We start from the raw sequence: 12,128 nt of genomic DNA on the forward strand, positions 1-12,128 counted from the left end.
GCTATAGAAACAACATGCCCAAATTTATTTGAAAATAACCACTCTTTTATACTCAATTGAGAGTGAAAATTCAGCTTATTTAGTAGAGGACATGTATAATGTTATGTATACTAAAAGTTATAAAATTGTATTTTGAAAAGGGGCATGCTGTATGAGGATTTTAGTATTAGGCGCTGGTGGAGTCGGAGGATTTTTTGGTGGCAGATTAGTCGAGAAGGGAGAAGATGTCACGTTTCTTGTTCGTAGTAAACGGAAAAAACAATTAGAGGAAAGAGGACTTGTAATCCGAAGTGTTAACGGGGATTTTTCCTTCCAACCGAAATTAATAACGAAAGAAGAGAGAACTTCTCAATTTGATGTTATTTTATTTTCAACAAAAGCGTATCACTTAAACGAGGCTATTCAAGATTTGAAGCCGTTTGTTGACGATAATACTGTAATCATTCCATTGTTAAATGGTATCGCTCATTTATCACTACTACAAAAAGAATTCGGCGAAGAAAAAGTAATTGGCGGTTTATGCTTTATCGAGACGACGTTAAACGATCAAGGAGAAATTGTACAAACTAGCGCTGCCAACAGACTTGTGTTTGGAGAAATTAAGTCTCAAAATTCAGAGAGAGTAAAGCATATTTCTAAAGCATTTTCAGGTACGAAGTCTAGTTTTGTTTTAAGTGAAAATATTACGCAAGATATGTGGCATAAATATTTATTTATTACTGTAATGTCAGGTGTGACAACGTTAATGCGTGCACCAATTGGACCAATCCGTGAAAGTGAAGGCGGCCGTGATTTTATCCGTAATGTGTTTGAGGAATCTGTACAAATCATGAGAGTATTAGGAGCTCCAGTAAAGGCTAATATTGCCCAGGAACATATGAAAACGATTGATAAAATTTCGTATGATATGAAGTCATCAATGCAACGTGATATGGAAAAGGGTTCGTTTATTGAAGGGAAGCACTTGCAAGGATATTTACTGGATGTAGCAGAGAAATTTTCTATAGCGGCACCATTATTAGAATCTATATATCAAAATTTAAAGGTGTATGAAGAGATGACCTTTAACAAATCTGTAATAGAATTAGATGTATGAAAAAATAAAAAAGATAGCAATATATAAGTGTATTGCTATCTTTTTTATTTTTTTGTATGATAAATTATTTATTTCTTTTCGTTCTATCTGTCAAATTTATTTCCTGTTCACGTTTACCATATAACTGATTAATTTCATTTGCTACTGCATCTAAATATGAATCGGAAAAAATAGGCTTCTTTTCTTTAGACATATGGGTCTCCTTTGCGGATTTTTAATATTCATTATGTATATTTCTCAGCGGATTATGCGCAATCATTTTAATTTTTTTCTTATTAAAAATTTTTGTTTACTTTTTGAAAATAAAGGAGTATTATAATCCACAGTTTCAATTTTCTAAATCGCTGAAACCGCATGGTACGGGGGACCCGTTTTTACGGATTAGTACATAATCCGATGGGGTGAATCCTTGAAAAAGGTAGGGCTACTCATAGGCCCGAATCCGACAGCTAACCTCGTAAGCGTTATATTGAGAAGGAAGGTGGAGCTTGTGCGACAAAAAAAATAATGTCTACAAGTCTATTTCGCTATGGCTTGTAGACATTTTTTGTTTTCTGAAGAAATCGTTTACTGGCTGTAACAAGCAGAAAAGTTCGTACAAAATTATTGGAGAGTGGACAGCATTGGTTTCATCTATTAAAAGATTTTTAATTGGAAGACCGTTAAAATCAACAGAGCTTGGAGAACAAAAGCTTAATAAAACGAAAGCTTTAGCTATTTTATCTTCTGATGCATTGTCATCAGTTGCTTACGGTCCAGAGCAAATTTTAATTGCTTTAGCAGGTGTGGGAGCGATCGCTTATTGGTATTCCATTCCGATCGCTGTTGGGGTATTAGTATTATTGACAGCCCTTATTTTATCTTATCGTCAAATTATTTTTGCTTATCCGCATGGCGGGGGAGCGTATGTTGTATCAAAAGAAAATTTAGGGATGAATCCAGGCTTAATTGCTGGAGGATCTTTATTAGTCGACTATATTTTAACTGTTGCGGTAAGTGTATCTGCAGGTACAGATGCGCTAACATCTGCTTTTCCTAGTTTACATGCACATAATGTAATCATTGCGATTATATTTGTTATATTTATTACGATCTTAAATTTAAGAGGAGTAACGGAATCAGCTTCTGTTTTAGCATATCCTGTTTATTTATTTGTTTTAGCCCTATTTATATTAATTGGTGTAGGCATATATAATATTTTGACTGGTCACGTTTCACCAACTTTACACACGCCGATCGGAACGCCGGTTGCGGGTATTAGTTTGTTTTTACTGTTAAGAGCATTTGCATCAGGTAGTTCTGCTTTAACAGGTGTTGAAGCAATTTCAAATGCAATTCCGAACTTTAAAGATCCTGCGCCAAACAATGCTGCAAAAACATTGCTTGCAATGGGTGCATTACTTGCTGTGTTATTTTCAGGAATTGTATTTTTAGCTTATTATTACGGAGTGACGCCGAGTAAGGAAGTAACAGTTGTTTCTCAAATTGCTGAACAAACATTTGGACGTAATTTCATGTACTATTTCATACAAGGTACAACAGCTTTAATATTAATTCTCGCAGCTAATACAGGCTATTCTGCATTTCCTTTATTAGCGGTTAACCTCGCAAAAGATAAATTCATACCGAGAATGTTTACGATTAGAGGAGACCGTCTAGGTTACTCAAACGGTATTATAATACTTGGAGTTGCTTCGATTATTTTAATTGTAGCTTTCCAAGGACAAACAGAACATTTAATTCCGTTATATGCAGTAGGTGTATTTATTCCATTTACACTTTCTCAAACAGGGATGGTATTAAAGTGGCTTCGTGAAAAACCTGAAGGATGGGCTTTAAAATTAACGGTTAATTTAATTGGTGCAGTTATTAGTTTTATCGTAATGAGCATGTTCTTTTTAACTAAATTTGCACAAGTTTGGTCGATTCTTATTTTCTTACCAGTTATTATCTTCTTATTCCATCGAATTAAGAAGCATTATGATGCAGTGGGTGATCAATTAAGTTTAAAAACTTGCGAGCCTCTTATTCCAATTGAGGGGAATGTAATTGTCGTTCCTGTAGCAGGTATGACGCATGTAGTAGAAAATTCATTGAATTATGCGAAATCTCTTTCTGCAGATCAAGTTATCGCTGTATATGTTGCTTTTGACAGAGAAGAGGAAAAGAAATTTGAAGAGAAATGGAAGGTGTGGCAACCTGAAGTAAGGCTTGTTACATTACATTCTCATTATAGAAGTATTATTCAGCCGTTAACGAAGTTCATTGATACAGTGCAATATAAGGCAAGTGAATCGAATTACCGCGTTACGGTCGTTATACCACAGTTTATTCCGAAAAAAGGTTGGCATAACATTCTTCATAATCAATCCAGTTTACTCATACGTGCGTATTTACTTTATAAAAGAAATGTTGTTATTACGACAGTTCCATATCATTTAAAAAAATAAGAAGATTTTTGAAGGATAGCTTCGTGAAAATGAAGCTATCCTTTTTGTGTATATGCTATGCATAATTGCATATGGGTTTAAAAGTTATATGGATATAATTTTATTAGTTATTTATAAGTAGTGTTTTCTGTTGTGATATATAGATATTTCAATCGATAAAGTGAATCGGATTATATTTTGAAATAAGGACATGAAAGCTTGGAAATAAAGGGAATGAAAATACTTCTTTACGTTATATAAACAGCTGTGTTTAAATGACCTTACAGTACAAAACATATATGAAAACAAAACGAAATTTCATATTTACGCATGTTTTTTAGTTTAAAATGAATAATATTTTTACGTAATATATTCACTATGTGAATGTGGGAATTTCGATGAAATAGAAAATTTATACAATATTATTCATACTAAACACATATGAAAAATAATGAAATGTTTTGTGGCGATAAGTAAGTACTGTAGCAATATGAGAGAGGTGGTTCATACATGGATCGTGGTGAGGACGTTCTCTATTTTAACCATCTCAAGTTATGGGCAAAAAAATAGAATAATAAAATGCGATAGTAATAGTTGCTAATACATAGGAGGAGTTAAAGTGAAAAAGACTTTAATTACAGGGTTATTGGTTACAGCAGTATCTACGAGTTGCTTCATTCCTGTAAGCGCTTACGCTAAGGAGGGGCAAACGGAAGTGAAAACAGTATATGCGCAAAATGTAATTGCTCCAAATACATTATCCAATTCAATTAGAATGTTAGGATCACAATCACCGCTTATTCAAGCATACGGATTAATTATTTTGCAACAGCCAGACATTAAGGTAAATGCGATGAGTAGCTTAACGAATCATCAAAAGTTCGCAAAGGCGAATGTGCGAGAGTGGATTGATGAATATAATCCGAAGCTAATTGACTTAAATCAAGAAATGATGAGATACAGCACTAGATTTAATAGCTATTATAGTAAGCTCTATGAACTAGCAGGAAACGTAAATGAAGATCAGCAAGCAAAAGCAGATTTTATGAGTGCATATGGAAAATTACAATTGCAAGTACAAAGCATCCAAGAGAGTATGGAGCAAGATTTATTAGAGTTAAATCGATTTAAAACAGTATTAGACAAAGATAGTAACAACTTATCAATTAAAGCCGATGAAGCAATAAAAACACTGCAAGGATCAAGTGGAGATATTGTGAAATTAAGAGAAGATATTAAAAGAATTCAAGGGGAAATTCAAGCTGAACTAACTACTATTTTGAATAGACCTCAAGAAATCATTAAAGGTTCTATTAATATCGGTAAACAAGTATTTACAATCACAAATCAAACTGCACAAACGAAAACAATCGATTTTGTTTCTATCGGTACTTTAAGTAATGAAATTGTAAATGCTGCAGATAGTCAAACGAGAGAAGCAGCTCTTCGCATTCAACAAAAGCAAAAAGAGTTATTACCACTTATTCAAAAGTTATCACAAACTGAAGCAGAGGCGACTCAAATTACATTCGTTGAAGATCAAGTAAATAGCTTTACAGAATTAATTGATCGTCAAATTACAACTTTAGAAACGTTATTAACGGATTGGAAAGTTTTAAATAATAATATGATTCAAATTCAAAAGAATGTTGAAGAAGGCACGTATACAGACAGTAGTTTACTTCAAAAACATTTCAATCAAATTAAAAAAGTAAGTGATGAAATGAATAAGCAAACAAATCAATTTGAAGATTACGTTACAAACGTTGAAGTACATTAAACAGAAAAATAATTAGCGATATAGGGAGAGAAGAAAAATGACAAAAAAACCTTATAAAGTAATGGCTCTATCAGCACTTATGGCAGTATTTGCAGCAGGAAATATTTTGCCGGCTCATACGTATGCAGCTGAAAGTACAGTGAAACAAGCTCCAGTTCATGCGGTAGCAAAAGCTTATAATGACTATGAAGAATACTCATTAGGACCAGAAGGCTTGAAAGATGCAATGGAAAGAACAGGTTCAAATGCTTTAGTAATGGATCTGTACGCTTTAACAATTATTAAACAAGGTAATGTTAACTTTGGAAATGTATCGTCTGTTGATGCGGCTTTAAAAGGGAAAGTAATTCAGCACCAAGATACAGCTAGAGGAAATGCGAAGCAATGGTTAGATGTATTAAAACCACAGCTTATTTCAACGAATCAAAATATCATTAACTACAATACGAAATTCCAAAACTATTATGATACTTTAGTTGCTGCAGTTGATGCAAAGGATAAAGCGACTCTTACGAAAGGCTTAACTAGATTATCAAGTAGTATTAATGAAAATAAAGCGCAAGTGGATCAGTTAGTAGAAGACTTGAAGAAATTCCGAAATAAAATGACTTCGGATACGCAAAACTTCAAGGGTGATGCAAATCAAATTACATCTATATTAGCTAGTCAAGATGCAGGAATTCCGCTTCTGCAAAATCAAATTACAACGTACAATGAAGCAATTAGTAAATATAATGCAATTATTATCGGTTCATCTGTTGCGACAGCTCTAGGACCAATTGCAATTATCGGTGGTGCAGTAGTTATTGCTACGGGCGCAGGAACACCGCTAGGAGTAGCATTAATTGCAGGTGGTGCAGCAGCTGTAGGCGGTGGTACAGCTGGAATCGTATTAGCGAAGAAAGAGCTTGATAATGCACAAGCAGAAATTCAAAAGATAACAGGACAAGTTACAACTGCGCAATTAGAAGTAGCAGGATTAACGAACATTAAAACACAAACAGAGTATTTAACAAATACAATTGATACTGCAATTACAGCGTTACAAAATATTTCAAACCAATGGTACACAATGGGATCAAAATACAATTCTTTACTTCAAAATGTAGATTCTATTAGTCCAAACGACCTAGTTTTCATTAAAGAAGATTTAAACATTGCGAAAGATAGCTGGAAAAACATTAAAGACTATGCAGAAAAGATTTATGCTGAAGATATTAAAGTAGTAGATACGAAAAAAGCATAATCGAATACGAATCGTTAGAGCGTTAAGTGTTGATGAATGATTTGAAGCTCCTGTTCAGTTGTGAGCAGGAGCTTTTGATATCCTTATAAAGAGAATAGGTGAAAAATATGCAGAAAAGTTTTTATAAAAAATGTCTTTTAGTGGTAATGATTGCTGGGGTGGCAACGAGTAACGCATTCCCTTTACATCCTTTTGCAGCAGAACAAAATGTAAAGGTGCTACAAGAAAATGTGAAAAACTATTCTCTTGGACCAGCTGGATTCCAAGATGTAATGGCACAAACAACATCAAGTATATTTGCAATGGATTCATATGCAAAATTAATTCAAAATCAACAAGAGACGGATTTAAGTGAAATAAGTTCGATTAATAGTGAATTTAAAGGGAATATGATTCAGCATCAAAGAGATGCAAAAGTTAATGCAGCATATTGGTTAAATAATATGAAGCCTCAAATTATGAAAACGGATCAAAATATTATTAATTACAATAATACTTTCCAATCTTATTATAATGACATGTTAATAGCGATTGATCAAAAGGATAGCGGAAAATTAAAAGCGGATTTAGAAAAGTTGTATGCGGATATTGTAAAGAATCAAAATGAGGTAGATGGATTATTAGGAAATTTGAAAGCTTTTCGCGATAGAATGGCGAAAGATACAAATAGTTTCAAAGAGGATACAAATCAGTTAACAGCGATATTGGCAAGTACGAATGCTGGTATTCCAGCTCTAGAGCAACAAATAAATACATATAACGATTCAATTAAAAAGAGTAATGATATGGTCATTGCTGGTGGCGTACTTTGCGTAGCGCTAATAACATGTCTTGCTGGCGGGCCGATGATTGCGGTTGCGAAAAAAGATATCGCAAATGCAGAAAGAGAAATCGCCAATTTAAAAGATAGAATTTCAGGAGCACAAGCAGAAGTCTTAATTTTGACTGATGTAAAAAATAAAACAACAAACATGACAGAAACAATTGATGCAGCAATTACAGCACTACAAAACATATCAAATCAATGGTATACAGTAGGTGCAAAATATAATAATTTACTACAAAACGTAAAAGGAATTACTCCAGAAGAGTTTACGTTTATAAAAGAAGATTTACATACAGCGAAAGATAGCTGGAAAGATGTAAAGGATTATACAGAAAAATTACATGAAGGTGTGGCAAAGTAAACAGTGGACTAGTTCTGCTGTTTATTTTTTTATCCTGTTTTTTGTGAGAGTTGAACTTGCAATTATATATAAGTTTGTCATGTGTTTTATCCATGTGTGTATAAAAATCTTTTTGTTATCGCTCCCTTTGATAGAATCCATTTTCATATGGTTTTTTTACCGAATTTTTTAAAAATTAAATTTTAAGGCTTGATAATTCATTTAAAATGATTTAATCTTATATCAAATGATATGTTTATCTATCAAAAATGCTTTTGTAAAGATAAAGGAGTGATTGAGAATGTTAAACGCCCTATTGATGGTAAGTCTTTAGGTACAGCAGCATTGAAAAGTTTGGGAAGAAATGAGTGAGCTTTCACAATAAAGAACTCTATAACTTTATGTAGTGTTTGATACCCTTCGATTAGATTTTTTGAAAAACAAATCAATATTAATTGAATCAAAGTTTAGAAATTAAATATATGAGTAGTAGAAAAAATCCATTAGTTGTTATCATGTCCTGATAAAAAAATGTAAAAAATAGAAAATGGAAATTCTGAGAAAACCTGTTCAGAAAGTATGGTATGAAAGTAAGTTAGTGAGGGGAATTCAAAACCAATTTAATAAAAGCGAGGTAAATAATATGACTTTTGAAGAAAAATTACAAGCATATGCAGAACTTACGGTGAAAATCGGTGTCAATATTCAACCAGGGCAATACTTATTAGTCAATACATCAGTGGATGCATTGGATTTCGCCCGTATAATTGTGAAAGAGGCTTATAAGGCTGGGGCAGGGCGTGTTCATGTTAATTTTTCGGATGAAGAAATGGAACGTGCTTACTTTGATTATGCCTCAGATGAAGAATTTAATCGCTTCCCAGAGTGGATAGTCAAAATGAATGATGAGCTGATCGAACGTAAAGGAGCACTATTAATGATAGATGCTACAGATCCTGATAAATTTACAGGTATTTCATCTGATCGCCTAGCTACCTATCAAAAGGTAGCAGGAGCTGCTCTGAGAAACAATCGCAACGCCGTAATGAAGGATTCAATAGCTTGGTCGATGGTAGCAGTTCCTTCACCAAAGTGGGCATCGAAGGTGTTCCCAGGTTTAGCAACTGAGGATCAAGTACCAGCATTATGGGAGGCTATTTTTAAAGCTGTTCGTATTGGTGACGGCAGTGCTATTGAAAAATGGCGTGAACATGTAACAAATTTAGAATCTCGTGCGGTCCTACTGAACAATAAAAAATACATGAAGCTTCACTATACAGCGCCAGGTACTGATTTAACAATTGCATTAGCACCACAGCATAAATGGGTTACTGGAGGTGGTAAAACTCCTGATGATACTATCTTTATGGCTAATATGCCGACAGAAGAGGTTTATACGTTACCGATGAAACAAGGTGTAAATGGCTATGTAAGCAATACAAAACCATTAGTTTATCAAGGGAATATTATCGATGGCTTTACACTGACATTTGAACAAGGAAAAATTGTTAAAGCTGAAGCACAGGTAGGACATGATTTATTACAGGAGCTTATTAATGTGGATGAAGGCTCTTGCTATTTAGGTGAAGTAGCACTTGTACCACATGAATCACCAATTTCAGCATCGGGAATTTTATATTTTAATACATTGTTTGATGAAAATGCATCGAACCATTTAGCGATTGGTAAAGCTTATCCAACTTGCTTAGAGGATGGAAGAGATTTAGAAAACGATCAGCTTGAAACGTTAGGGGCAAATATTTCAATAACACATGAGGACTTTATGATTGGCAGCAGTGAGATGGATATCGACGGTATTCTACCAGATGGAACTGTAGAACCAATTTTCCGTAAAGGTAGCTGGGCATTTTAAGTTTTTAATTTGAATAAAGGAGTAGAGTGGATGAAACGGTTACTAAGCATAATTGGTGCAACTATATAGGTGTTTCACCTGCTTTTGCTTAGGCTGAAAACTACCTCTTTAATTAGAAGTAAAATGCATGCAAAGGAGATAGGCCAATGAATTTCTGGGAAGTTGTTTTGATAGTAGTGAATTTTAGTCTATTGAGTTGGATACTGTTAATAGGCAGAGAAACGAAAAAGTGGTCTAAATTAGCTACTTTGATTGCCGTTGTAATGGTTACAGTTCAGTTATTGGCAGAAGGTTTTAGGTGGCAGATGATTCCAGCATATGTATCCCCAGTTATCTTAATTTTATGCTATTTATTAACTGGGCGGAAAAAGGGCTTTAGAAGTTCGGGTATATTCATAGTTAAGACTTCGTTACTATGTATCTATTTGTTTGTAGCAGTTGCGCTACCCTTACTTATGCCAGTATTTTCATTTGAAGAACCAACTGGTCCACATAAGATCGGTACGAAGCTATATCATTGGGTTGATCATCAGAGAAATGAACCATATTCGAAAAATCCAAATGATCGGCGCGAACTGATGGTGCAAATTTGGTATCCTGCAGCTGAAAAAAGCAAGGGGGATCCAGAACCTTATATTCGTAACATAAATGAGCTCTCCAAGGGATTGGAAAAAACATTGTCTATTCCTGCATTTGCATTCAGCCACATGGAATTGGTAAAGTCTCATTCGTTTATGGATTTACAACTCTCAGACTCAGAGAATCACTATCCCATATTACTCTTCTCTCATGGTTTTAATGGTTTTCGTAATCAAAACACGTTTCAAGTTGAGGAGTTGGCTAGTCAAGGATATATTGTTCTAAGTATCGATCATACCTTCGATGCTGCAGCTACCGTCTTTCCAGGTGGTCGAACTGCTTACGTACAGCCCATTAATTTAACTGATGAAGGAGATAGTCACATAAAATTATGGGAGGAAGATGTCAGCTTTGTCCTTAATCAGATAGAGAAACTTAACGAAAACGATGAGACTGGTTTCTTTACAGGAAGACTGGATACCTCGCGAATTGGAATGTTTGGCCACTCTTACGGTGGAGCTACCGCAGCACAAATACTTGCAAAAGATTCTCGTGTCAAAGCAGCTATCAATATGGATGGTACATTGTATGGTGAAATCTTGCCTGAAAGTGGCATTGGAAAACCATTTCTGCTCATGAGTGCAGAAGAGCCTGATGAAGCAGATCCCTTTGAAGTGAGGGAGCGATACGGACGTGGGTTAGCTGGTGGTGGTATGTCAATGGTCATTCCTCATACGGATCATACAAGCTTTACCGATTTACATTTGTTCTCACCTCTGTTGCAGAGCCCAGGTGAAAATCCAAAGGAAGTCCATCGTATTATTAACGAATTCAGCCTGGCATTTTTTGACCAGTATGTAAAACAGAAGGATGACGGCTCAACCCTTAAAAGGCTGATGACCAAATACCCGGAAGTGAATTTTAAAGTAAACCGATAACTTTATGCAGAAAGTAACTTCATTATAAAATATTCAATAATTAAATGAAGTGCAAACGGATTTAATAAAAGTAGAAAAATTACTGTAATTATTAATTCGTCATAAAAATAGTTAAAAAAACCAGATAAGGTAATCATTTTTTCTACTAAGAAAGCGATTCGTACCATTTCCTTTGGCTCTTGTATTTATTACATTAAAGAATTTAATTTCTTCATCGTTATCTAAATAATGAAATGCTAAAAATGAAACATTCAAAGTACTATCAGTTTCAGGAATATAATTCTTTTTGAAAAGCTACATTCAGCAGCTGGACACTTTATTTGAGATTGTTTATTATAATATCAAATGATATATTTATCTATCAAAAATGACGACTTTATACAGAAAAAGGGAGAGATTGACGATGAAGAAAGACTTGTCAGCGTTGAAGGAAGCGAGATTTAATGCAATTCTTGATTCAGCTACTATATTGCTTGTTGAAAATCCTACTGCTTCGATGAATGAAATTGCGGAATATGCGGGAATTGGAATTGCTACACTCCATCGCTACGTCGAAAGCAGGGAGAAATTGATGCTGTTCTTGGGCCATCGGGCTATACAACTGGTAAGTGATACTGTAAACCAGATTCCACTGGATGAGGAAAGAAGCGAAAACTATATCCCGGAACTCATTGAAGCGTTAATCCCTTTAGGTGACAAAATCTATTTTCTAGGTCATGATGCATCTGTATTTAACAACAAAGAATTAGGTGAAGCAGAAGAGAAGCTGAGGGAACCCTTAAGACGCGTTATTGAATTGCTACAACAAAGAGGTTACTTTCAGCAAACAGTTAGCAGTGAATGGATTTTGAATACGCTTTATGCTCTGCTTTTCCATACTTGGGAACAGGTACATGAAGGAAATGTGGCTAAAAAATCTGCTGCAGAGCTTGTTTTAAATACATTTTATTATGGTTTCAAAGCTAAGGATGAATTGAGAGGGAAGTGAACTGATTCAAATCCATGATAATCAATATTGATA

The 12,128-nt window shown here is 34.4% G+C and carries 10 protein-coding genes and 1 riboswitch; of the genes, 8 read left to right on the forward strand and 2 right to left on the reverse strand.

The features are described from left to right. Positions 1 to 151 precede the first annotated feature (151 nt). Positions 152 to 1,096 (forward strand): 2-dehydropantoate 2-reductase, encoded by a 945-nt coding sequence (gene panE / locus ACW0JX_RS09220; protein WP_459245600.1) that lies wholly within the window; start codon positions 152 to 154, stop codon positions 1,094 to 1,096. Positions 1,097 to 1,160: 64 nt separating this feature from the next. On the opposite strand, the gene ACW0JX_RS09225 is transcribed toward panE, so the two are convergent. Then, complete coding sequence (locus tag ACW0JX_RS09225; RefSeq protein ID WP_000031873.1) at positions 1,161 to 1,289, reverse strand: hypothetical protein; 129 nt, start codon at positions 1,287 to 1,289, stop codon at positions 1,161 to 1,163. Between the two features lie 139 nt (positions 1,290 to 1,428). Continuing rightward, positions 1,429 to 1,575: riboswitch (cyclic di-AMP (ydaO/yuaA leader) on the forward strand. 144 nt (positions 1,576 to 1,719) lie between these two features. Here ACW0JX_RS09225 and ACW0JX_RS09230 point away from each other — a divergent pair. From ACW0JX_RS09230 to ACW0JX_RS09255, 6 genes are all read left to right on the forward strand, one after another. Beyond that, on the forward strand, positions 1,720 to 3,546 hold the full coding sequence (locus ACW0JX_RS09230) for an APC family permease (protein WP_088025339.1): 1,827 nt from the start codon (positions 1,720 to 1,722) through the stop codon (positions 3,544 to 3,546). Between the two features lie 598 nt (positions 3,547 to 4,144). Then, positions 4,145 to 5,305: a non-hemolytic enterotoxin NHE subunit A gene (gene nheA, locus ACW0JX_RS09235; RefSeq protein WP_000751827.1), complete on the forward strand. Its 1,161-nt coding sequence runs from the start codon at positions 4,145 to 4,147 to the stop codon at positions 5,303 to 5,305. A gap of 37 nt (positions 5,306 to 5,342) precedes the next feature. Next, a complete protein-coding gene (gene nheB, locus ACW0JX_RS09240) occupies positions 5,343 to 6,551 on the forward strand; it encodes a non-hemolytic enterotoxin NHE subunit B (RefSeq protein WP_459245601.1) in 1,209 nt (402 codons plus the stop codon). 107 nt (positions 6,552 to 6,658) lie between these two features. Next, positions 6,659 to 7,738, forward strand: a complete 1,080-nt coding sequence (gene nheC, locus ACW0JX_RS09245) for a non-hemolytic enterotoxin subunit C (RefSeq protein ID WP_459245602.1) — start codon at positions 6,659 to 6,661, stop codon at positions 7,736 to 7,738. A gap of 622 nt (positions 7,739 to 8,360) precedes the next feature. Further along, positions 8,361 to 9,590 carry an aminopeptidase gene (locus ACW0JX_RS09250; RefSeq protein WP_459245603.1) on the forward strand — a complete coding sequence of 410 codons (1,230 nt, stop codon included), beginning with the start codon at positions 8,361 to 8,363 and terminating at the stop codon, positions 9,588 to 9,590. A gap of 146 nt (positions 9,591 to 9,736) precedes the next feature. Then, on the forward strand, positions 9,737 to 11,107 hold the full coding sequence (locus tag ACW0JX_RS09255; protein WP_459245604.1) for an alpha/beta hydrolase family protein: 1,371 nt from the start codon (positions 9,737 to 9,739) through the stop codon (positions 11,105 to 11,107). 2 nt (positions 11,108 to 11,109) lie between these two features. Here ACW0JX_RS09255 and ACW0JX_RS09260 read toward each other — a convergent pair whose 3' ends face one another. Beyond that, complete coding sequence (locus ACW0JX_RS09260) at positions 11,110 to 11,274, reverse strand: hypothetical protein (protein WP_016082058.1); 165 nt, start codon at positions 11,272 to 11,274, stop codon at positions 11,110 to 11,112. A gap of 236 nt (positions 11,275 to 11,510) precedes the next feature. Here ACW0JX_RS09260 and ACW0JX_RS09265 point away from each other — a divergent pair, with 236 nt between their 5' ends. Continuing rightward, positions 11,511 to 12,095, forward strand: a complete 585-nt coding sequence (locus tag ACW0JX_RS09265; RefSeq protein ID WP_000710981.1) for a TetR/AcrR family transcriptional regulator — start codon at positions 11,511 to 11,513, stop codon at positions 12,093 to 12,095. Positions 12,096 to 12,128: the final 33 nt, after the last annotated feature.

Source organism: Bacillus sp. C-3-6 (assembly GCF_054509685.1).